The 21627-nt window shown below is 64.7% G+C and carries 21 protein-coding genes; 19 read left to right on the top strand and 2 right to left on the bottom strand.

What is annotated here, in order from left to right; translation table 11 throughout:
* Positions 1-3: 3 nt before the first annotated feature.
* The 14 genes from ABL838_RS23405 to ABL838_RS23340 all read left to right on the top strand — a co-directional run bounded on the left by ABL838_RS23405 (position 4) and on the right by ABL838_RS23340 (position 16901).
* The gene (locus tag ABL838_RS23405) at positions 4-1242 is read left to right on the top strand and encodes an efflux RND transporter periplasmic adaptor subunit (RefSeq protein ID WP_418122151.1); all 1239 of its coding nucleotides are present in this window, start codon (positions 4-6) and stop codon (positions 1240-1242) included.
* The gene (locus tag ABL838_RS23400; RefSeq protein ID WP_418122150.1) at positions 1239-4406 is read left to right on the top strand and encodes an efflux RND transporter permease subunit; all 3168 of its coding nucleotides are present in this window, start codon (positions 1239-1241) and stop codon (positions 4404-4406) included. Before ABL838_RS23405 ends, ABL838_RS23400 begins: the two co-directional genes overlap by 4 nt.
* 33 nt (positions 4407-4439) lie before the next feature.
* Complete coding sequence (locus ABL838_RS23395; RefSeq protein WP_418122149.1) at positions 4440-5135, top strand: heavy metal response regulator transcription factor; 696 nt, start codon at positions 4440-4442, stop codon at positions 5133-5135.
* Positions 5132-6508, top strand: coding sequence for a heavy metal sensor histidine kinase (locus ABL838_RS23390; protein ID WP_418122148.1), 1377 nt, complete (start codon positions 5132-5134; stop codon positions 6506-6508). The genes ABL838_RS23395 and ABL838_RS23390 overlap by 4 nt, the downstream gene beginning before the upstream one ends.
* A gap of 200 nt (positions 6509-6708) precedes the next feature.
* On the top strand, positions 6709-7647 hold the full coding sequence (locus ABL838_RS23385) for a DedA family protein/thiosulfate sulfurtransferase GlpE (protein WP_418122147.1): 939 nt from the start codon (positions 6709-6711) through the stop codon (positions 7645-7647).
* A 391-nt stretch (positions 7648-8038) separates the two neighbouring features.
* Positions 8039-9412, top strand: coding sequence for a HipA domain-containing protein (locus tag ABL838_RS23380; protein WP_418122146.1), 1374 nt, complete (start codon positions 8039-8041; stop codon positions 9410-9412).
* Positions 9413-9637: 225 nt separating this feature from the next.
* Entirely contained in the window at positions 9638-10885 is a 1248-nt protein-coding gene (locus ABL838_RS23375) for an MFS transporter (protein WP_418122145.1), read from the top strand.
* A 37-nt stretch (positions 10886-10922) separates the two neighbouring features.
* Positions 10923-12305, top strand: coding sequence for a cache domain-containing protein (locus ABL838_RS23370; protein ID WP_418122144.1), 1383 nt, complete (start codon positions 10923-10925; stop codon positions 12303-12305).
* On the top strand, positions 12302-12979 hold the full coding sequence (locus tag ABL838_RS23365) for a response regulator (RefSeq protein WP_418122143.1): 678 nt from the start codon (positions 12302-12304) through the stop codon (positions 12977-12979). Before ABL838_RS23370 ends, ABL838_RS23365 begins: the two co-directional genes overlap by 4 nt.
* Positions 12980-13348: 369 nt before the next feature.
* A complete protein-coding gene (locus tag ABL838_RS23360; protein ID WP_369661155.1) occupies positions 13349-13600 on the top strand; it encodes a hypothetical protein in 252 nt (83 codons plus the stop codon).
* Positions 13601-13645: 45 nt separating this feature from the next.
* Positions 13646-14269 carry a hypothetical protein gene (locus ABL838_RS23355; protein WP_418122142.1) on the top strand — a complete coding sequence of 208 codons (624 nt, stop codon included), beginning with the start codon at positions 13646-13648 and terminating at the stop codon, positions 14267-14269.
* 508 nt (positions 14270-14777) lie between these two features.
* A complete protein-coding gene (locus ABL838_RS23350; protein ID WP_418122141.1) occupies positions 14778-15410 on the top strand; it encodes a DUF5343 domain-containing protein in 633 nt (210 codons plus the stop codon).
* Positions 15403-15990, top strand: a complete 588-nt coding sequence (locus ABL838_RS23345) for a Swt1 family HEPN domain-containing protein (protein WP_418122139.1) — start codon at positions 15403-15405, stop codon at positions 15988-15990. The genes ABL838_RS23350 and ABL838_RS23345 overlap by 8 nt, the downstream gene beginning before the upstream one ends.
* Positions 15991-16112: 122 nt before the next feature.
* Positions 16113-16901 carry a phytanoyl-CoA dioxygenase family protein gene (locus ABL838_RS23340; protein WP_418122138.1) on the top strand — a complete coding sequence of 263 codons (789 nt, stop codon included), beginning with the start codon at positions 16113-16115 and terminating at the stop codon, positions 16899-16901.
* 64 nt (positions 16902-16965) lie between these two features.
* Here the strand turns inward: ABL838_RS23340 and ABL838_RS23335 are convergent, their stop codons facing one another.
* Complete coding sequence (locus ABL838_RS23335) at positions 16966-17490, bottom strand: NAD(P)-dependent oxidoreductase (RefSeq protein WP_418122136.1); 525 nt, start codon at positions 17488-17490, stop codon at positions 16966-16968.
* Positions 17491-17685: 195 nt separating this feature from the next.
* On the opposite strand from ABL838_RS23335, the gene ABL838_RS23330 reads away from it, so the two are divergent.
* Complete coding sequence (locus ABL838_RS23330; protein WP_418122135.1) at positions 17686-18504, top strand: class I SAM-dependent methyltransferase; 819 nt, start codon at positions 17686-17688, stop codon at positions 18502-18504.
* Between the two features lie 45 nt (positions 18505-18549).
* Here the strand turns inward: ABL838_RS23330 and map are convergent, their stop codons facing one another.
* Positions 18550-19296, bottom strand: a complete 747-nt coding sequence (map, locus tag ABL838_RS23325; RefSeq protein WP_418122134.1) for a type I methionyl aminopeptidase — start codon at positions 19294-19296, stop codon at positions 18550-18552.
* Between the two features lie 205 nt (positions 19297-19501).
* On the opposite strand from map, the gene ABL838_RS23320 reads away from it, so the two are divergent.
* The 4 genes from ABL838_RS23320 to ABL838_RS23305 all read left to right on the top strand — a co-directional run bounded on the left by ABL838_RS23320 (position 19502) and on the right by ABL838_RS23305 (position 21503).
* On the top strand, positions 19502-20128 hold the full coding sequence (locus ABL838_RS23320) for a DUF938 domain-containing protein (protein ID WP_418122132.1): 627 nt from the start codon (positions 19502-19504) through the stop codon (positions 20126-20128).
* Positions 20129-20279: 151 nt separating this feature from the next.
* Entirely contained in the window at positions 20280-20759 is a 480-nt protein-coding gene (locus ABL838_RS23315) for a type VI secretion system amidase effector protein Tae4 (protein WP_301505045.1), read from the top strand.
* On the top strand, positions 20756-20998 hold the full coding sequence (locus ABL838_RS23310) for a hypothetical protein (protein WP_301505047.1): 243 nt from the start codon (positions 20756-20758) through the stop codon (positions 20996-20998). Before ABL838_RS23315 ends, ABL838_RS23310 begins: the two co-directional genes overlap by 4 nt.
* 217 nt (positions 20999-21215) lie before the next feature.
* Positions 21216-21503, top strand: a complete 288-nt coding sequence (locus tag ABL838_RS23305; protein ID WP_125946996.1) for an HU family DNA-binding protein — start codon at positions 21216-21218, stop codon at positions 21501-21503.
* Positions 21504-21627 lie beyond the last annotated feature (124 nt).

Raw genomic sequence — 21627 nt, 5'->3', positions numbered from 1 at the left:
GCCATGACGACGACCGCAGAAATCACCACGCTCCCCCTGTTCCAGCGCCGCTCCACCTGGCTCGCGACCGCCACCCTGGTGCTCGTGCTCGGCGGCGGCGCTTGGGCGCTCACCCATCACGCGGCCAACGCCGCCAAGCCCGATGCGCCGAAGAGCCCGCCCGTGCAGGTGACCACCGCGCGCGTCGCGACCCAGACCGTGCAGGTCTACCGCTCGGGCATCGGCACCGTCGCCTCGATGGCCACCGTGACGGTCAAGGCGCGCATCGACGGCCAGCTCGACAAGGTCGGCTTCGTCGAGGGGCAGGACGTGAAGGCCGGCCAGCTGCTGGCCCAGCTCGACCCGCGCACGCTGCAGGCCCAGCTCGCGCAGGCGCAGGCCACCAAGGCCAAGGACCAGACCACGCTGGCGAATGCCCGTGCCGACCTCAAGCGCTACACCACGCTGCTGTCGCAGGACGCCGCCACGCAGCAGCAGGTCGACACGCAGAAGGCCCTCGTCAACCAGCTCGAAGCGGCGGTGCAGAACGACGCCGCCCAGGTGCAGTACGCCGAGGTGCAACTGAGCTTCACGCGCATTTCCTCGCCCATGAACGGTCGGGTGGGCGCGCGGCTGGTGGACCCGGGCAACATCGTCCATGCGGCCGATGCCAACGGCCTGGTCGTCATCAACCAGATCGACCCGATCGCCGTGCAGTTCACGCTGCCGGAAGAGGCCGTGCAGGACATCAACCGCGTGCAGCAGCAGAGCAGCCAGCCTCTCTCGGTGGTGGCCTATGACCGCAGCGGCACGCAGATGCTGGGCACCGGCAAGCTGATATTGCTGAACAACCAGATCGACACCACCAGCGGCACGGTGCAGCTCAAGGGCAGCTTCGCCAACCCGCAGCACACGCTGTGGCCGGGCCAGTTCGTCAACGTGCGGCTGCAGCTCGACCGCCGGGCCGACTCGCTCACGCTGCCCGCCGCCGCGGTGCAGCGCGGCCAGGACAGCACCTACGTCTGGGCCGTCGATGCAGAGAACAAGGTCGCCAACGTACCGGTGCACGTGGTGCAGATCGCCGACGGCACGGCCGTGATCGACAAGGGCCTGGAGGCCGGCCAGCGCGTGGTGGTCGACGGCCAGTACAAGCTCAAGCCCGGCGCCACCATCGTCGAGCCGCCGCCCGCCGCAAAGAATGCAGTGAAGGACGCCGTGAAGGACGCGGCCAAGGTCGCCAGCAGCAGCGGGAGCAGCAATTGAGCATCTCCGCCGCATTCATCAAGCGCCCCATCGGCACCACGCTGCTGGCGCTGGCCATCCTGCTGGTCGGCGCGGCGGTGTTTCCGCTGCTGCCGGTGGCGCCGCTGCCGCAGGTCGACTTTCCGACCATCCAGGTCTCGGCCAACCTGCCGGGCGCCAGCCCCGAGACCATGGCGTCGAACGTGGCGCAGCCGCTGGAGCGGCAGTTCTCGCTGATCGCGGGGCTCTCGCAGATGACCTCGACCAGCGGCCTGGGCTCCACCCAGATCACGCTGCAGTTCGACCTCGACCGCAGCATCGACGCCGCCGCGCTCGACGTGCAGGCCGCCATCAACGCATCCACCGGCCAGCTGCCCGCCAACCTGCCGAGCCCGCCCACCTTCCGCAAGGTGAACCCGGCCGACGCGCCCATCCTCATCCTCTCTGTGCAGTCGAAGACGCTGCCGCTGACCGAGGTGAACGACTACGCCGACAACATCCTCGCGCAGCAGATCTCGCAGATCTCCGGCGTGGGCCTGGTCAACATCGGCGGCGTGCAGAAGCCGGCGGTGCGGGTGCAGGTCGACCCGGCCAAGCTCGCCGCGCTGGGCCTGAGCCTGGAGGACGTGCGCACCGTGCTCGCCTCGGCCACCGTCAACGCGCCCAAGGGCACCATCGACGGACCCAACCAGAGCTTCACCGTCTACACGAACGACCAGCTGCTGAAGGCCAAGCCTTGGAACGACGTGGTGCTGGCCTACCGCAACGGCGCGCCCATCCGCGTGAGCGACCTCGGCGTGGCGGTGGACGGGCCCGAGAACGCCAAGATCGCCGGCTGGGCCTACGCGGGCGCCGCCGCGCCCGAGGGCAGCAACGTGCAGAACGGCCGCTCCATCGTGCTGGCCATCACCAAGCAGCCGGGCGCCAACGTCATCGAGACGGTGGACCGCATCAACGCCGCGCTGCCGAGGCTGAAGGCGTCGATTCCGCCGACGGTGGAAGTCAACGCCATCATCGACCGCACGCAGACCATCCGCGCCTCGGTGAAGGACGTGGAGTTCACGCTGCTGCTGACCATCGCGCTGGTGGTGGCCGTGATCTTCGTGTTCCTGCGCAACGTGCCGGCCACGCTCATTCCCAGCGTGACGGTGCCGCTGGCACTGCTGGGCACGGTGGCGGTGATGTACCTGCTGGGCTACAGCCTCGACAACCTCTCGCTCATGGCGCTGACCATCGCGGTCGGCTTCGTGGTGGACGACGCCATCGTCATGCTGGAAAACATCTACCGCTACGTCGAAGAAGGCATGTCGGCCGTGGAGGCCGCGTACAAGGGCGCGGGCGAGATCGGCTTCACCATCATCTCGATCTCGGTGTCGCTGGTGGCGGTGTTCATTCCGCTGCTGCTCATGGGCGGCATCGTGGGGCGGCTGTTCCGCGAGTTCGCGGTGACGGTCACGCTCACCATCGTGGTCAGCGTGGTGATCTCGCTCACGCTCACGCCCATGCTGTGCTCGCGCTTCCTGAAGAACGAGCACGGCAGCCAGCACGGGCGGCTCTACCAGCTCTTCGAGCGCGGCTTCGACGCCATGCTCGGCGCCTACAAGCGCGGGCTGCACGTGGTGCTCGACCACCAGTTCATCACGCTCATGACCTTCATCGCCACGGTGGCGGCCACGGGCGTGCTGTTCGTGTTCATTCCCAAGGGCTTCTTCCCGCAGCAGGACACGGGCTTCATCTCGGGCTTTGCAGAGTCGGCGCAGGACGCTTCCTTCGCGTCGATGAACGCCCGCATGGTCGAGCTGGCCGACGTGGTGCGCAAGGACCCGGACGTGACCGGCTTCGGCATGAACGGCAGTTCGTCCACCTACAACACCGGCAACTTCTACATCAGCCTGAAGCCCAAGGACGAGGGCCGCACCGCCAGCGCCGACGAGGTCATCGCGCGGCTGCGTCCGCAGCTTGCCAAGGTGCAGGGCGTGAACCTGTTCCTGCAGGCCGGCCAGGACATCCGCGTGGGCGGCCGGGCCTCGCGCACGCAGTACCAGTACACGGTGACCGACGCCAACCTCGACGAGCTCAACACCTGGGCGCCCAAGCTGCTGGAGCGCTTCAAGCAGCTGCCCGAGATCACCGACCTGGCCACCGACCAGCAGAACGCCGCCGCCTCGGCCGTGCTCACCATCGACCGCGACCGCGCGTCGAGCTTCGGCATCTCTCCGGCCACCATCGACGCCACGCTGTACGACGCCATCGGCCAGCGGCAGGTGGCGCAGTACTTCACCCAGCTCAACAGCTACCACGTGGTGCTGGAGGTGACGCCTGCGCTGCAGCAGGACCCGGCGCTCTTCAGCAAGCTGTACCTCAACTCGCCCATTACCGGCCAGCAGGTGCCGCTGTCGACCTTCGTGAAGGTGGACACCAGCAAGACGGCCTACCTCTCGATCAGCCACCAGGGCCAGTTCCCGGCCGTGACCATCTCGTTCAACCTCGCGCCGGGCCATGCGCTGGGCGACGCGGTGAACGCCATCAACAAGGCGCAGGCCGACATGGGGCTGCCGCAGTCGCTCACCGGCTCGTTCCAGGGCACGGCGCAAGCCTTCCAGGACTCGCTGGCCTCGCAGCCCTACCTGATCGCCGCGGCGCTGGTGGCGGTGTACATCGTGCTGGGCCTGCTGTACGAGAGCTACATCCACCCGCTGACCATTCTCTCGACGCTGCCCTCGGCCGGCGTGGGCGCGCTGCTGATATTGATGGCGGGCGGCTACGACCTGAGCGTGATCGCGCTGATCGGCATCATCCTGCTCATCGGCATCGTGAAGAAGAACGGCATCATGATGATCGACTTCGCACTCAAGGCCGAGCGCGAGCAGGGCATGACGCCGCAAGAAGCCATCTACCAGGCCTGCCTGCTGCGCTTCCGCCCGATCATGATGACCACCATGTGCGCGCTGCTCTCGGGCCTGCCGCTGATGCTGGGCCACGGCTCGGGTTCGGAGCTGCGGCGGCCGCTGGGCTACGCGATGGTCGGCGGGCTGATACTCTCGCAGGCGCTCACGCTGTTCACGACGCCGGTGGTCTACCTGTACCTCGACCGCGCCCACTACTGGTACATGCGCCGCAAGGAAGCGCGCAAGGCCAGGAAGGCCGGCAGGGCCGAGGTAGCCGCCGAGGTGCAGCACGGATGAGCGCCACCGGTTGACGCAGCGCAAGCCCATGCCATGAAGATCCTGATTGTCGAAGACGAACTGAGAACCGCGGACTACCTCTCCAAGGGGCTGACCGAGCAGGGCTGCGCGGTCGACATGGCGCACAACGGCATCGACGGCCAGCACCTCGCGCTCACCCACGAGTACGACGTGATCGTGCTCGACGTGATGCTGCCGGGCCAGGACGGCTTCTCGGTGTTGCGCGCCCTGCGCGCCGTGAAGCAGACGCCGGTCATCATGCTCACCGCGCGCGACCGCGTGGAAGACCGCATCAAGGGCCTGCACGAAGGGGCCGACGATTACCTTGTCAAGCCCTTCTCCTTTCTCGAACTGCTGGCGCGGCTGCAGGCGCTGAACCGCCGCGGCCGCAAGCAGGAGCCGATGCAGCTGCGCATTGCCGACCTGCAGATCGATCTGCTGGCGCGCAAGGCATTCCGTGGCAGCACCCGCATCGACCTCACCGCCAAGGAGTTCGCGCTGCTGGCCGTGCTGGCGCGCCGCCAGGGCGAGATCCTTTCGAAGACCGCCATCGCCGAGCTGGTGTGGGACATGAACTTCGACAGCAACACCAACGTGGTGGAAGTGGCCATCAAGCGGCTGCGCGACAAGATCGACGTGCCCTTCAGCCCGAAGCTGCTGCACACCATCCGCGGCATGGGCTACGTGATGGAGCTGCGTGATGCTGGAGGAGAGGGCGCCGCCCCGTGAAGCGCTCCATCACCGCGCGGCTGGTGCTGATGTTCGCGGCCGTGGCGCTCGCCACCTTCGCGCTGGCCGGCTTCGCGCTGCACAACGTGCTGGCGCGAGAGCTGGAGCGGCACCAGTACGAGGAGCTCGACACCACACTCAAGAGCCTGCAGTTCTGGATCAAGGCCATCGGCAGCCCCGAGCGCTGGTCGCGCGTGCAGGCGCGCATGGACGCGCTTACCCCCGAAGATGGCAGCGTGCGCTTCTGGGTGCTCAGCGACGACCCGCGCTTCCAGTACGGCAAGGGCCTGGCCGAGATCGACGGGCTCACTCGCGAGGCCAACGGCCACACCAGCGTGATCGAGCTGCCGGGGCAGGAGCGGCCGTTCCGTACCCTGTCGGTGCACATCGATCCCTTCGAGCAGCGGCCGGCGGTGCGGCTGATCGTCGGGCGCAACACCGAGCCCTATGCGCGCACGCGCCAGGCTTTCCTGAGTGCGCTGGTCGCGCTCGGGCTGGGCGCGGTGCTGGTGGTGGCCTTCTCGGGCTACTGGATCGCCCGCGTGGGGTTGCGGCCGCTGGAGCGGCTGTCGAAGGAGGCGCAGGCGCTGCGGCCCAAGACGCTGTCGCAGCGGCTGCGCGCGGAGCCGCTGCCCGTGGAACTCTCGGCGCTGGCCGAAGCATTCAACGGCGCGCTGAGCCGGCTCGAAGAAGCCTACGGCCAGCTCGAAGCCTTCAATGCCGACGTGGCGCACGAGCTGCGCACGCCGCTTGCCAACCTCATCGGCAGCACGCAGGTGGCTCTCTCGCGCCAGCGCAGCGCCAGCGAGTTCCAGGAGGTGCTGCAGGCCAACCTCGAAGACCTGGAACGGGTGCGCTCCATCGTCAACGACATGCTTTTTCTCGCGCGCGCCGACCGCGGCGAGGTGGCCACCGGGCTGGTGCTCACCCCCGTGGCGCAGGAGGTGCGCAAGACCATCGAGTTCTTCGAGTTCGTGCTCGACGAGACGCGTGCGCAGGTCGTCATCGAGGGCGATGTGCAGGCCGAGGCGCGGCTGGAGAGCGCGCTTTTCCGCCGCGCGATGTCGAACCTGCTGCAGAACGCCATCGAGCATTCGAAGCCCGGCGCACAGATCGCCGTGAGGCTGCGCGAAGAGGCTGCAGCCACCTGGATCACCGTGTCGAACCCCGGCGAGCCCATCGACGCGCAGCACCTGCAGCACCTGTTCGACCGGTTCTACCGCGTCGACGAGGCCCGCAACGACGGCGGCGAGCACCACGGCCATGGGCTGGGCCTGGCCATCGTGAAAGCGGTGGCGAGCATGCATGGCGGGCAGGTCTCTGCATCAAGCGACGAAGGCTGGAATACCTTCGGCTTCAGCGTAGGGAATTAGCTCTCCCCCAGGCTTGCCCACTTCGTGTGGCCGCCAACCCCCTCACCGGGGGCGATGCCTGCGGCCCGGCAAAGCCGGTTCCGCGGCATCCCGCGAATGTCCGCAGGGCAGTACGTTCTTGGGCCATGCCGGAGAATCGCTGCCGGCATGAACAGCACGCAACCTCCGCAAATTCTTCCGGCATCCGGACAAGGGCAGCCATGGCGCAGCTGATGTCCCTGCTCGTGCAGAACGCGATCCTGGTGGTGTTCGCCGCCAGTTTTGCCGCGCGCCTCGGGCTGCCCGTGCCGGCTGCGGCGGTGCTGGTGCTCACGGGCGCGCTGCTGGCCGCGGGCGACGTCTCGGTGGCCGGCGTGGTGGTGGCTGCAGTCATCGCCAACCTGCTGGGCGACGGGGCGTGGTTCTATGCGGGGCGACGCTTCGGCTACCGCTTCATGCGCATGCTGTGTCGCATCTCGCTGTCGCCGGATTCGTGCGTGCGGCGCGGCGAATCCCTCATCTCCGACTGGGGCGGCCTTTCGCTGGTCGCCGCCAAGTTCGTGCCGGGCGTGTCGGTGGTGGCGCCGCCGATGGCCGGGGCGCTGGGCATGTCGGTGCGGCGCTTCATCGGCTTCGACGTCGGGGCCGCACTGGTCTGGACAGGGCTCTTCCTCGGGCTGGGCTGGGTGTTCCGCAACCAGATCCAGGAAGTGCTGGCCATCCTCGCGCAGGCCGGCGGCATCGCCACGGCGGCGGTGGCCGTGCTGCTGGCGGTGATTCTCGCGGTGCGCTACTGGCGCCGCCGCGCCTTCATGCGGCTCACGGGCATGCCGCGCATCTCGGTGGAAGAGCTGCACGAACTGCTCAGCGGCGAGGAGCCTCCGCTGGTGATCGACGTGCGCGGCAAGGCCGGCGTGCAGGTCGATCCGCGCCGCATTCCGGGCGCGCAGTCGTACACCCTCAAGGCGCTGCAGCAGCGCAGCCTCGACCTGTCGCACGCGGCGGGGCGCGACGTGGTTCTGTACTGCAACTGCCCCAACGAGGTGTCGGCCGCGCAGGCCGCGCGCGTGCTGCTGGCGCGCGGTGCGCGGCGGGCGCTGCCGCTGACGGGCGGGCTCGACGCCTGGGTGGCCTCGGGCCGGCCGACCACGGTCGACTGAACGTCTCCAAGTGGCGCTGGCCCATGGCCTCAACGCCGACGTCGTTCTCAGGTGGCGCCGCATGGTCGACGCGAGAGGCATCACCTCGAAGGCCGGCCACCCGCAAGCCGAGTTCGTCTCGCTCACGTTGGCGCCAGGCCCTGCGGTCGGCCGGTCGCGTCGGAGAGTTACTGCCGCATCGCTGCCAGCCAACCGCAGTGCGCTGATCGAAGGACCGTCTTCAAGACGGGATCACCGCGCGCCTTCCTCCTCGGCGCCCGCCGACGATGACGCGCACGACACATCGTTTCCTAGCTAAAAGACGCGCATCCAGGCATAATTTCATCAATTCTTTGAACTATTCAGCCAATAATTCATTCAACGCCATACCAACCTGGAAGCAGGCAATGAGATGAACCGTACCTCCATTGTTCGACAGGCGTTGGCTCAGGGGGCGAGGCCAACTAACGATCTTTTGGCGCTTCTCGGTACAAGCCAGCCGACCCTGTCTCGAACTATTCAGGAACTGGGACGCGAAGTCATCCGTTTCAGAGAACCGGGTGTGCGAACCCCACGCTACGCGCTTGTCCGCAGTGACCCGGTTCCTTCGCCCCAACCGGTATTTCGGGTGGACGAAGAGGGCCGGGTGACGGAATTGGGAAAGGTCAATTTTCTTTGTGGAGGCGGTGCCTGGGTTGACCTGGATGGTCCGGACAGTCGCCTCCACGAAGGGCTGCCGCCTGCCATGGCGTTCGCGGCGCCATCGGGCTACCTGGGCGCGCGGATCGCAAAGGTGGTTGCCGCGGAGCTGGGGGTGCCTGCATCCTTGCGGGACTGGTCCGACGATCACCGCGTGAAGTTTCTTTGCTCCATGGGCTCGGACGTACCGGGATCTCTCATGTGGGGAGCCAATTCGTTCGCCACGCACATGGCATCCCGACAGGTCGCGCCGATCGCGAGCGCAGACATTGCCCGGGTCTATCCACAACTTGCGACTTCCACGACCCAAACAGGCGCTGGCAGCAGCGCAGGCGGCGAGCAACCCAAGTTCACATGCGAAACCGAAACGCGCGGCCATCTCATTGTGAAGTTCGCCCGCGTCGGGACCAGATCATCGGAGATGCTTGTCCTGGAGGAGCTGGCGTTGCGTGCGCTGCAAGAGGCCGGCATCGAGGCCGCGTCAGCGCACTATTTTGAAAGCGACGGGTATGGGTTTCTCGAAGTCGAGCGTTTTGATCGAGTGGGCCGCTTTGGACGACGGGGCATGATTTCCGCCGGCGCGATCGACGACGAACTGTTCGGCATGAGGGACAACTGGCCGGCATTCGCTCAGCGATGCGAAGAGGCGGCGATTCTCGGGGCGGATTCCGTACGCAAGGTCCTCGTCCTGACAGCCTTCTCGGAGTTGATTGGCAACGGCGATCGCCATTTCGAAAATCTCTCCCTCATGACCGATGCGCACGGCCAGCCCCGTGACGTGTCTCCGGCCTATGACATGCTCCCGATGATGTATGCGCCCGTAGGCGGCGGCATCGAGCCGGAGTTGAGGCTGGTCACCCCGTCGTTCCAATCCCTGGGAGCCAGGTCCGACGTGTGGGAGCAGGCGTTCCGTGCCTCGCACGCCTTCTGGTTGTCAGCCGCCGCAGACACGCGGCTGTCCGGCCCGATGCGCGAGATCGGCATCGGCAACGCCCGGCGGGTTGCTGAGATAGTGACGCCCCTGCTGCCTGCGCTCGAGCCCTCCACCCACGAGGATTCATCGGGCTCCATGGACCACCCGCGCTGAACGCACAAGGGACTGCGGCTGCACAGTGGCCGCGGGTCGTTGAGTTCCATGCAATCCTGACTCTTGGCGGACACCACCGTCATGGACTCTGGGGCCGGCTCAAGACGGGATCACCGCGCGCCTACCGCACAAGGCCCGCGCCTGCAGAAACCCGCCCCGCGTGCTATGGTGCCCGGCCTTCGGGTTAACCCTGAAGCAAGCCCTCTCGCAAACCGGGATCCCTCCGTGTCTTCTCCATCCTCGACGGCGCAAGCCGCTGACTCCGCTCATTCCGCCCACCCCGCCGCACCCGGCCTCAGCCCGGCCCTCACGCTGGTCTTCGCCGTCGCCTGCGGCCTGTGCGTGGCCAACATCTACTACGCCCAGCCGCTCATCGGCCCCATCTCCGACACGCTGCAGCTTCACGCCGGCCTGGCCGGGCTCATCATGACGCTCACCCAGCTCGGCTACGGCGCCGGCCTGCTGCTGCTGGTGCCGCTGGCCGACGTGGTCGAGAACCGCCGGCTCATCGTGGGTGCGCTCTTCGGCGCGGTGATCGGGCTGGTGGGCATTGCGCTGTCGAACTCGGCCGTCACCTTCCTGGCGGCTTCCTTCGTGGTGGGCACCTGCGCGGTCGCGGCCCAGGTGCTGCTGCCCTTCGCCTCGCACCTCGCGCCCGAGGCCACGCGCGGCAAGGTGGTCGGCAACATCATGGCCGGCCTGCTGGGCGGGATCATGCTGGCGCGGCCTTTCGCCAGCGTGGTGGCTTCCGCGCTGGGCTGGCGCGCGGTGTTCTGGGTGTCGGCAGTGCTGATGGCCACCCTTATCGCCGTGCTGTGGCGCGCGCTGCCGCAGCGCCACCCGCATGCTTCGGTGGGCTATGCGCGCACCATGGCCTCGCTGCCCGGCATCGTGATGAACACGCCGCTGCTGCGCCGCCGCGGCTTCTACCAGGGAATGATGTTCTCCGCCTTCCAGGCCTTCTGGACGGCCGTGCCGCTCGCGCTGGTGCACGAGTTCGGTATGGGCCAGCGCGGCATCGCGCTCTTCGCGCTGGCCGGCGCGGCGGGCGCGCTGCTGGCACCGGTGGCAGGCCGGCTGGCCGACCGGGGATGGACGCGCCCCGCCACCGGCGGAGCCATCGCGGTCGCGCTCTTCTCCTTCGTGCTGGGCGCCGTCTCCATGCACTACCGCTCGCTGGCCGGCCTGGTCGCGGCCGGCATCCTGCTCGATGGCGCGGTGCAGCTGTGCCAGGTGCTCAACTTCCGCAGCCTCTTCATGCTCGCGCCCGAACTGCGCGGCCGGCTCAACGGCCTGTTCATGACCTTCATCTTCATCTGCGCGGCGGTGGCATCGGGCATCGCGGCGGCGGTGTATGCCTTTCACGGGTGGAGCGGGCTGTGCCTGCTGGGTGGCGGGTATGTGGTGCTGGCGCTGCTTTACTACGCAACGGGGTTCAAGCGGGTAGCCGCTCCGGCAGCCGTAGGCAGCTGATCCGACCCCGGAGGCGCGGTGGTAGCCTTGCCACCCGATGAACCTCCGCACCAAGATCGTCGCCCTGGCCGTCGCACCCTTGCTCATCGCACTGGTGCTGGTGGCGCTGGCGGTGCGCCACCAGGAGCACGACTTGGCCGCGCGCGAGCGTGCTCTCATCGAGCGCAGCTACATGGCCCAGCGCCGCAGCGAGCTGCGCAGCTACGTCGACCTGGCGGTGAGCAACCTGCTGCCGCTGTACGAGTCAGGCCAGGACGACGAGGCCACCCGCAACGAGGCGCTGCGCCGGCTGGCCGCGCTCAACTACGGCGACGACGGCTACTTCTTCGTCTACGACCTGGAGGGCAACTCCCTCATGCATTCGCGCCAGCCCGAGCTGGTGGGGCAGAACCTCTGGGAGCTGCGCGATTCGCACGGGCGCTACACCATCCAGGAGCTGATCAAGGGCGCGAAAGAAAAAGGCGGCGGCTACGTCGAATACGAATGGCGCAAGCCTTCGAGCGCGCAGATGGCGCCCAAGCTCGGCTACGTGACCGCGCTGCCGCGATGGAACTGGATGGTCGGCACCGGCCTGTACCTCGACGACATCCAGTCGACCATGGACACCCTCGACCGGCAGATGAACGCCAACGTCACGGCCACGCTGCTGTGGATTGCCGGTATTGCCGCGCTGTGCCTCGGCGTGGTCAGTGCTGCCGGCCTGCTGCTGAACCTGAGCGAGCACCGCACGGCAGAGGCCAAGCTGCGGCTGCTCGCGCGCCGCGTGGTGCAGTCGCAGGAAGAAGAGCGCGGCCATCTCGCGCGCGAGCTGCACGACGGCACCAGCCAGACGCTGGTGTCGGCCAAACTGCTGATCGAATCGGCCGTCGAGTCGCTCGAACGCAAGCAGCAGCCCACGCCGCCCGCGCTGGTGAAGGCGCTGCAGCGGCTCAACGATTCGCTGATAGAAGTGCGCCGCATATCGCACCGCCTGCGCCCCGCACTGCTCGACACCCTGGGCCTGCCCGCCGCGCTGGAACGGCTGGTCGACGAGTTCAGGGAAGAGGGCGGCGGCGTCGATGCATCGATGATGGTGGGCGGCGAATCCTTCGAGCTGCAGCCCGAGGTGAAGACCGCGCTCTTCCGCCTCACGCAAGAGGCGCTGACCAACGTGCGCAAGCACGCCAGGGCACAGCACGTGCACATTGCGCTGAGCTTCGACGAAGAGGAAGGCGTGCGCCTCGAAGTGAGCGACGACGGCACCGGCTTCGACATTCAGGCCGTGCAGCTCGACCCCCGGCGCGGCATCGGCCTGCGCAACATGCGCGAGCGCATGGAGGCTATCGGCGGGCGGCTCACCATGTGCAGCAACGCCGGGCGCACATCCATCGAAGCCGAAGTGCCGGCCCGCAGCGCGAAGGCGCAGACAGCAGCAGCATGACGACCGCACCCAAGCCCACGACGCCCCCTTCGACACCCGCAACGACAACGGTCCGCCTCTTCCTGGTGGACGACCACCCGCTGGTGCGCGACGGCCTGCGCGCAAGGCTCGGCTCCATGCCCAACCTGGAGATCGTCGGCGAAGCCGGCAGCGCCGCCGAAGCGCTGGAGCTGGTGGAAAGCGTGCGGCCCGACCTCATGCTGATGGACGTCGGCATGAAGGACATGAACGGCATCGAGCTCGCGGCGCTGCTGCTGCAACGCCAGGGCGCGCCGCACATCGTGATGCTCAGCATGTACGACAACCCCGAGTACGTGCAGAAGGCCCTGCAGGTGGGCGCACGCGGCTACGTGCTGAAAGACGCGCCCGCGGCCGAGATCGTCGCGGCCATCGAGGCCGTGTCGGCCGGCGGCACATTCCTGAGCCCGGCCGTGTCGAAAAAACTCTTCCGCACGCAGGAGCCCAGGCCCTTGCTCACCCCGCGCGAGAGCGAGATTCTTTCGGCGCTGGGCCGAGGCGAATCGAGCAAGCAGATCGCCCGCGATCTGGGCCTGAGCGTGCGCACCGTGGAGGCGCACCGGCAGAGCATCAAGCGCCGCCTGGGCATCGAGGGGCAGGCCGAGCTCATCAAGTACGCGGTGGAACATGCGCGCGAATTCGGGCGCGATTCCTGAGCTGACGCAGCCGCTTCTGCAGCCTCTTTTTCGCTGATCGACGCCGCGACTGTCAGCGCTTTGTGGACTGGCGCCGCCGCCTCGCGATCAAGCGAAGGAATCGACAGGTTCTGGGCAGAAAGTCACTTCTGCGCAGCCTGGTCTTCTATACAGTGAATGCCCCTGTGGTTGAACGACCCACCAAGTGGGCATGGAGGGCAGAGCACACGAAGACCTCTCTTGAGTGAAACCGCATTGCCTTGCGGCGGGCTGTCGGTGCGACTTGCATCGACGCGAACGTGAGGCGCAAAAGGCGACGGCCAAGGTGCGCGAACACCTTGACCGTCTAACCACATGACGTGCACAAACTTTGGAAAGCGAGCACACCAAATGGCTAAACGAATTATGGCCGGCGCAGGAAAGCCGGCATCTGCGGACGCGACCACCACGACACGGGACCCGGCCGGTCTACTGGAGAACAAGCTGGAGCAGCTGAACTCGCTGCTCTGGTGCTTCTACGGCGCCGGGGACGGATGGTTCCAGGATGCGGGGGAGGCGCATCGGGAGAATCTGCTTTGGATTGCTTCGGATTTGGCGCGGGAGGCTGTGGAGTTGTTTCAGGAGAACGGAGGAGCGAGATGAAATTGGACTTGGGGAAGATAGGAAGACAACTGCGCGAGGGCATCTATGTCGACCACGTTTGATGTCTATTCCGGAACTGCGGAAACTCCGAAATTTGGCGAGCTGATCGAACTGGCTTCGACGCGACTTGCGGAGCGACTCCGCCGTCATGGCATTGATGTACGTCCTGAACTGAGAGTCGAGGTGAGACATCACAGAAGCCACGAGGAGGTACCAATCACGCCCGACGACGAGATGATCTGGCAAAGAGGCCAGTACGGCTGGTTTCATGTTCCAGGGGTGCTGGGTGGGACCGACGTCAGCTACAGGAAAGTCGAAGAGATTGACTGGACGATGTGGCGCGAATTGCTCGAAACGAATGAGCGAGCAAGGACCGAACGATCTCGCATCGAATCTTGCTTGGCCAAAGGGCACTACTGGTCCTTTCGACGCAGCGTTGGCCAGCCTGCAATCATCAATCTCGCCTACGGAATCATCGCCGCCTCGCTGGCTGAATTGACTGACGGAATCATCTATTCGGACGACTCGGCATGGGACTACGACCGATTTCCGGCCATAGCCGCTGACTTCTATGAGTGGTACTTCAATCCCGAGATGACACCAGACCCCGATCACGCAGACTGGGCGAGGACTTGTCTTCTGACTATTGCGAGCGATCAACGGCTCTGAGGGGCCTCAAAGCAGTTGCGGACGGGACCATGACTTGGTCCCGTTCGGCCTTCTAGAGAACAAGCTGGAGAAGTTGAACTCGCTGCTCTGGTGCTTCTACGGAGCTGGGGACGGATGGTTCCAGGAAGTAGTGGGAGACGGGTCGGGAGGAACTGCGTTGGAGTGCTCCTGATTGATGCAGGAGGCTACAAGACCTTTCGGGAAAAGTCTGGTTAGTTGAGGGTTGAGGCCGTCACGTTCCTCAAGCTCGCTTGGCCCTCACTGCGGTCCTTGGTGCCCCCTGCGAGTCTTCGCTTTGCAGCGTTTCTGGTCCGTCGTCGCTCGGATGGCCGTCTTCCGTCTCAAAGGCGTGTGCTGGGATAGGACTGATAAGCTGTTTGCCGGTCTGCGAGCTATCTCCAATAGCGGGTTTCGAGCTTGGTCAAGGTTTACAGATCTGCTATACCTGTACGCTTCCCGTTTGAACAATCGGCCTATTAGCTAAAAAACTTCTCGGAGGTGAGGATTCATGGCACTGACGGACGTATATGTACAAACCCTAGGGCAGATTAAGGATCTGTTCAGAGAAATCAAACAGGGTCAGGCACCAAGTCAATTTACGACTCAACACCTGAAAGACCTAGGGTTTACTTCTTCTAATCACCGGCTGTTCCTGCCATTGTTGAAAGCACTGGGATTTTTAACGGCGGATGGGAAGCCTACTCCAAGGTATCACGATTACAGGAGTGACGATCAGACCGCTCGGCGCGTTCTAGGCCAAGGAATGAAAGAAGCGTATCGCGATCTCTTTGTGCTTCGGGCGAAGCCAACAGAGAACGATAAGGTACTGTTTGAGGGCAAATTCAAGAGTGCGCACAACACGACGGACAGAATGGCCAAACTGATGGCGAGCACATTCTTCTCGCTCTTGCCGCTGGCTGACCTCGATGACGTTGCGACCCCAGCTCCTCCCCCAAGAAATGAGCGATCGTCCCCGCTTGAGGAGGAAAAGCTCGAGGTTCAGACCGAGGCTAGGAAGGAGTCAGCACGTCGCACAGGCACGAGCCTGCACTACAACATTCAGATTCACCTTCCAGCTACCAAAGACATAGAGGTGTACAACGCTATCTTTCGATCTTTGAAGGAGCATCTCCTTGAGTAAGGATCTGAAAGACCTCAGGGATTTCTTGTTTCGCGGGCTAATGCTTGAGTCTGAAGCCACACAGTTTCAGGCAGCGGGTATTCAGATCGGAGCAGAGATCGGGCAGGCGGAGGAGCGCCTACTCTCGGAAGCGATCGCACCTTTTGGGTTGGCGATCCGAAACCGAGCTATTGAGATGGGGCGACTTTATGTGGTCCTGCACTGCTTTGAGAACTCGGTTCGAGCCTTAATTCGTGAAACGTTAGAAGAAAAGGAAGGGCCCGAGTGGGCCAGTAAGCTCCCTCAGCGAGCCAAGAAGTACTCCGAAGACCGGCAAAGGGACTCTCAAGGAGATTCTTGGTTGGAAGGGGAAAAGGGCGACATCCTTGGATACATGGACTTTGGTCATCTTTCCACAATCATCGTGGAGAAGTGGACTTGTTTCGAAGGCATTTTCCCGAGTCAGCATTGGTTGAAGCAGCGAATGGATGAGTTAGAAAAGTGTCGGCACTTCATTGCTCATAATCGGATGCTCCTTCCGAGTGAGTTTCATCGCATTTACATGTACATAGCGGACTGGAATAGGGTCGTGGGCCTGTGAGTTCTGGCTTCGATGTTGGGCATTTGCCTTCCGGCAGAAAAGGCTGCTCTCTATGGGATCTATCCATTAGCTAGCGAGGAGTTGCTACTGCTATCTGACTGCAATCGAGAACATCATTCACCTTGGCAAAGACCCCAGCCGCGCCGGATCTTGGTCTTCTCCGGATCGAGTTCACTGATGGCTTCTCCAGTGGAAAAGCAATGAACCTAGTTCAAGCCAACTTCCTCTTCGGGAACGGGTATCTGCCGTTGGAAGGCTTCCATCTAAAGAAGCAGATTACGGCTATCAGGGGGCAGTTGCACGATGAGGTGAATCGACTGAGTTCGCGGCGAGGAGGACAAGGTTCGGCGAGCTCTTTGCAAAAGCTCCCTGTCTTCCAACAGATCGGAAAGCTGTCGGCGCTCGTCAAAGTTCCAGGCTTGCACGAAGCGCTGTCCACGCCCGAGCTGATCGACTGCATCACTCGTCTAGGCGGGCGCCCTCCGTCAGCGATTCAAGAAACCCAACTGCTCCTGTCCCCACCCAACCAAGGCGCTTCGACCCTCGAAAACCTGAACTGGCACGTCGACATCGCCGCAAACCCCAAAGGCCCGTTACCCGGAATCCAGGCCTTCTTCCTCATCGACGACGTAGCCCCAGGAGGCGGCGCAACGCTGGCACTGGCCGGCTCGCATCGCGTCGACACACAGGGCATGCCCACGTCCTCACGACTGCGCGAAGTGCTGAAGACCCCCGGCGACCTGAGGGGCAACCTGCATCGGCTAGGTATCGAGATCATCGAAATGTCCGGCCGCGCAGGCGACGTGTTCCTGATGGACTTGCGCGTGCTGCACACGCCATCGGTCAACTCGACGAAGAACGTGCGGATGATGGCCACGACGCGCTTCTTCTTCGACGGGCCTTCGCGCTAAGCCCTTCCGCATCGCGACGTTGAACAGGGCACGCCCACTCTGCTGGCCCTCTCGACGCAAACCCTCAATACCCCCGCCCCGGATCAACCACATCCATTGACTCTTCCCCCTCCGCCACACGCAAGATGTTCGCCGCAACCTGCCGCGCAGAAGAGGAGGGAATCGCAACCGAAGCCAGATGCGGCGTGATCAGCACCTGCGGCATGCCCCACAGCGGATCATCGGAAGGCAGCGGCTCCCGCTCGAACACATCGAGCGTCGCACTGCCGATATGCCCGCTCTGTAGCAGCGCAGTGAGCGCCGCCTGATCGACCAGCGCCCCGCGGGCCACGTTCACGAAGGCGGCGCCGGGCCGCAGGCGCTCCAGCCGTGCTCGGTCGAAAAGGCTTTTGGTGTGCGGCGTGAGCGGCAGCATCAGCACGACGATGTCGGCCTGGCAGAGCACGGTGTCCAGCGTCTCCATGCCCGAGAAGCATTCCACGCCTTCGATCAGCCGATGGCTGCGCGACCAGCCCAGCGTTCTGAAGCCCTGGCGCTGCACTTCGGTCGCGGCCATGGCGCCGAGGTGGCCCAGGCCGAGCACGGCCACCGTGGTCTCTTCGGGCGAGCGCGGGTGGCGGTAGGCCCATTTGCCGCGCCGTTGACGAGGCCTTCAGAGAGGGCCACCATCGCACAACGCAGCCGATGCTCGATCAGGCAGCGCACCAGTCGAGGCCGCCTGCCCCGAACTGGAGCTGGGTAACTCGAACAGGGCGCCCGCAGTCCCACTTCCAAGGAGCCACCCATGACCGAAAGCGACAAGCTCTTCGCAGGCTCGATCCCCAAGCTCTACGACACGCTCATGGTCCCCTTGATCTTCGAGGCCTACGCCGCAGACACGGCCGAGCTGGTCGCCGGCTTCTCCCCCGGCGCGGTCCTCGAAACAGCCGCCGGCAGCGGCGTGGTCACGCGAGCGCTGGCGCCCAGGCTGCGCACCGGCACGCGCTACGTGGTGACCGACCTCAACCAGCCCATGCTCGACTACGCCGCCACTCGTCAGGGCGACAGCAGCGGCATCGACATCGAATGGCAGCAGGCCGACGCGCTCAAGCTGCCGTTCGAAGACGCCTCGTTCGATGTCGTCTTCTGCCAGTTCGGCGCGATGTTCTTCCCCGACCGCACCGCCGGCTATGCCGAGGCGCGCCGCGTGCTGAGGCCGGGTGGGCGCTTTGTGTTCACCGTGTGGGACCGCATCGAGGACAACGCCTTTGCCGACGAGGTAACCAGCGCCGTCGCGGAAATCTTTCCGCAAGACCCTCCGCGCTTCCTGGCTCGCACGCCGCACGGCTATCACGACATCGCGCTGATCCGCAGCGACGTGAGCCGCGCGGGCTTCACCAGCATCGAGATCGAGACGCGCGAGAAGACGAGCCGCTCACCCTCGGCGCGCGACGTTGCCACCGCCTATTGCCAGGGAACGCCGCTGCGCAACGAGATCGAGGCGCGCGATGCCGGCGCGCTCCAGGCGGCGACGGACCGGGCGGCGCAGGTCATTGCCAGCCGCCATGGCGAAGGCCCGGTGGCCGGCAAGATCCAGGCGCATGTGATCGTGGCGGCGGGGTAGGTGAGCAGCGGCGCCGTCCGTGGCGCCTGCTTGTTTCGTCTTTCGTCAGTGCTGGGTCACGACGATGGGCGCACCCTTGGTGATGATCATCGTGTGCTCGTACTGCGCCGACAGGTTGCCGTTCGCGCCCGCAAGCGTCCAGCCGTCGGAAGCCTCGGTGACGATGCGGCTCTTGGTCGACAGGAAGGGCTCGATGGTGATGACCATGCCTTCGTGCAGCGTGCGCGTGTCCGAAGGGTCGAAGTAGCCGGGAATGTGCTCGGGCTCCTCGTGCAGCGCCCGGCCGACGCCGTGGCTCGCGAGGTTCTCGATGATCTTGAAACCGTACGCCTTCGCAGTGCGCTCGATGGCGGCGCCGATACGGTTGATCGGCTGCCCGGCCCTGGCGGTCTTCATCGCTTCGGCCAGCGCAGTGCGGGTGGCGTGGCACAGGCGGGTTTTCTGCGGAGTGGTGGGCGGCACCACGGTGGTTCCGCCGGTGTCGGCGAAGTAGCCGCCGAGCTCGGCCGACACGTCGACGTTCAGCACGTCGCCGGCCCGGATGATGCGGTCACCGGGAATGCCGTGCGCGGCCTCTTCGTTGATGCTGATGCAGGTCGAGCCCGGAAAGTTGTATGTGAGCTTCGGCGCAGACCGCGCACCGTGCTCCTCCAACAGCCGCTGGCCGATCAGGTCGAGCTCGCGCGTGGTCATGCCGGGTTCCGCCGCGTCGAGCATGCGCTGCAGCGTCAGCGAAACGATGCGGCCGATGCGCTTGAGGGCGATGACGTCGTCTTGTGTTTCGATGGTCATGTCTGTCGGGTCCTTGTGAAAGATGGGCGCGGGCTGATGATGGATGGCCCGCCGGGCAGGGGCCCGTCGCTGCAATGGAGCGGGGCGGCTGGAGTGCATTGTTATATGCCGCATCGAATTTCCGGGCATCTTCGCCAGTCATTCGAATATTCTTGCTCGCTCCGGCGTACTCGCTCCCATTCACCCCGTTCAGGTGCCTTCCCAAATGCCAGACCTTCCCCACAGCCCCGCCGCCGAACGCAACAAGCAGCCCATCCTCGATGCACTGGCCGGCATCCTCGGCGAACAGGGCGCCATGCTGGAGATCGCATCCGGCCCGGGCCAGCATGCCGTCTCGTTCGCCACGGCGTTGAGTGGATGGACCTGGCAGCCTACTGATGCCGATGCGCGCGCATTGCCTGGGATTGCCGCCCGAGTCGAGCAGGCCGCGTTGCCCAACCTTCGCGCGCCGCTTCTGCTCGACGTGACGGCATCCCGATGGCCATCGCAGGGTTTCGCCTTCGCTGAAGGAGGGGAGAAGTTCGATGCGATCTACTGCGCGAACATGATCCACATCGCGCCCTGGGCCGCGTGCGTCGGCCTGATGCAAGGGGCTGCGCGGCATCTGCGTCCTGGTGGGGTGCTGGTCACGTATGGGCCTTACTTCGAGGATGAAGTGGCGACGGCGCCGAGCAACCTAGCGTTCGATGAGGACTTGCGTGGGCGGGATGCTGCGTGGGGGATACGGCGTATCGAGGATGTGGCCGCGGAGGCGCAGCGGGTGGGGCTTGTGTTGCGGGAGAGGCATGTGATGCCTGCGAACAATCTATTGCTGGTCTTTGGCTCGCCCTGATTCTTCACTGCATGTAGCCGATGCTTGCAAGCTGGATTTAGGTTTTCTGATGTCCCTGATTTCACTGGATGTTCTTTGAGATCAGGTACCCTGCCCCGCTCACTCTTCAATATCGGAGGGTGAGACCAAGAAGAACTAACAGGGGGAATCAATGCCGACGTTTGCAACGCTTTGGGCCAATCATCCAAAAATCAGGGGCGACGATACGTTGCTGGATGAAAAGGTCTATACGGATCAGTGCGCGATCGATGTGGGAGCAGCCTTCATTCGGTCTGCCATGGATATGCGGTCTTTCAAGGGAGTCTATTCATGGCAGAAGGACAAGCCCAGATACCCGATCCGCGCGCAGGAACTTGCAAGCTGGCTCGACTCGCCAGCAGCGGGGCTGTTGTATCGAACCGAAAAATACTCAGGCAAGGAAGGATTCGAGAAGATTGCAGGCCGCACCGGAATCATCTTCATCCAGAACTACTGGGGTGAAGGGCGGCAAGGAGACCACATCGATCTGTGGAATGGCTCGCGCTTGACCAAGTTTTCTTCCTGGTTTCGTATCCATTGGCATTTGTCGATTGAAGGATGGGCAACTGACATGAGAAAGGCAGAAGCCATCTGGTTCTGGTACATCCCATGAGTCTCGTCGTTCGAATTCTTTTCATCGCTGCAGGCGCATTGCTGCTCGGCCTCGTCTCCAACTTCATCCTGGTCGCCATCGGCCATTGGTACGAGATGAACATGGCGCGCAGCGAGTACGACCTCTCCGATTCCTTCATGATCGCCTTGCTGGTGCAGGCCCTTTGTGTCGTCGCCGGCGGAGTCTTCGGCAACTGGCTATATCGGCGCTCGCGCACCAAGAAGGGTGCGCAGCGCTGAAGGGCATTTGGCGCGATGCGCGCGGCGGGCAACGTCTTCGCGTTGCTCGCTCTGGTGCCCGATTCCTATGCACTCCCGTGCATCGATCACGATGTTTCACTTTTGAAACGCATCGGCGCTCCATCGCTTCCCGCGAGCGCGATTACATTCAAGCCCGGTGTGCATTCGCGCCACCGTTTTTTCCACCGTTTGATCCAAGCAAGAAAGACCATCCGTTTTGAACAAGACCGACCTCATCGCCGCCATCGCCACGGACACCAACCTCAGCAAGGCCGATGCCGCTCGCGCGCTCGACTCCGCCATCGACAACCTGTCGCGTGCCCTGGCAAAGGGCGACACGGTGCAACTGATCGGCTTCGGCACTTTCGCCGTTGCCAGCCGCCCCGAGCGTGAAGGGCGCAACCCCTCGACGGGCGAGAAGATGACCATCAAGGCCAGCAAGGCTCCCAAGTTCACCGCCGGCAAGGCGCTGAAAGACGCGGTCAACGCGCCCGCGGCCGAGTAAGCCTTCCGTCTTCCTTCCCTCATTCCCTCCGTGGCGCCCGCGCAGCAGTGCGGGCCGCGGAGGGCCGGCATCTTCAGGAAACAGCGGCATTCCGCGCTAGAGTTTGTGCACGTTCACAAGCCCA

The organism is Variovorax sp. 160MFSha2.1 (genome assembly GCF_048305075.1).
GTDB classification, from domain to species: Bacteria; Pseudomonadota; Gammaproteobacteria; order Burkholderiales; family Burkholderiaceae_C; genus Variovorax; species Variovorax guangxiensis.
Note: the sequence above shows the minus strand (reverse complement) of the source record. Positions and strands in the feature narration are given on the sequence as shown.

Bases quoted from the DNA above. Each gene is read 5' to 3' on its own strand.
- ABL838_RS23370 (WP_418122144.1), top strand. From the start codon at position 10,923: ATGAACCTCCGCACCAAGATCGTCGCCCTGGCCGTCGCACCCTTGCTC.
- ABL838_RS23405 (WP_418122151.1), top strand. From the start codon at position 4: ATGACGACGACCGCAGAAATCACCACGCTCCCCCTGTTCCAGCGCCGC.
- ABL838_RS23320 (WP_418122132.1), top strand. From the start codon at position 19,502: ATGCCAGACCTTCCCCACAGCCCCGCCGCCGAACGCAACAAGCAGCCC.
- ABL838_RS23365 (WP_418122143.1), top strand. From the start codon at position 12,302: ATGACGACCGCACCCAAGCCCACGACGCCCCCTTCGACACCCGCAACG.
- ABL838_RS23360 (WP_369661155.1), top strand. From the start codon at position 13,349: ATGGCTAAACGAATTATGGCCGGCGCAGGAAAGCCGGCATCTGCGGAC.
- ABL838_RS23330 (WP_418122135.1), top strand. From the start codon at position 17,686: ATGACCGAAAGCGACAAGCTCTTCGCAGGCTCGATCCCCAAGCTCTAC.
- map (WP_418122134.1), bottom strand. From the start codon at position 19,296: ATGACCATCGAAACACAAGACGACGTCATCGCCCTCAAGCGCATCGGC.
- ABL838_RS23355 (WP_418122142.1), top strand. From the start codon at position 13,646: ATGTCGACCACGTTTGATGTCTATTCCGGAACTGCGGAAACTCCGAAA.
- ABL838_RS23395 (WP_418122149.1), top strand. From the start codon at position 4,440: ATGAAGATCCTGATTGTCGAAGACGAACTGAGAACCGCGGACTACCTC.
- ABL838_RS23315 (WP_301505045.1), top strand. From the start codon at position 20,280: ATGCCGACGTTTGCAACGCTTTGGGCCAATCATCCAAAAATCAGGGGC.
- ABL838_RS23350 (WP_418122141.1), top strand. From the start codon at position 14,778: ATGGCACTGACGGACGTATATGTACAAACCCTAGGGCAGATTAAGGAT.
- ABL838_RS23380 (WP_418122146.1), top strand. From the start codon at position 8,039: ATGAACCGTACCTCCATTGTTCGACAGGCGTTGGCTCAGGGGGCGAGG.
- ABL838_RS23310 (WP_301505047.1), top strand. From the start codon at position 20,756: ATGAGTCTCGTCGTTCGAATTCTTTTCATCGCTGCAGGCGCATTGCTG.
- ABL838_RS23385 (WP_418122147.1), top strand. From the start codon at position 6,709: ATGGCGCAGCTGATGTCCCTGCTCGTGCAGAACGCGATCCTGGTGGTG.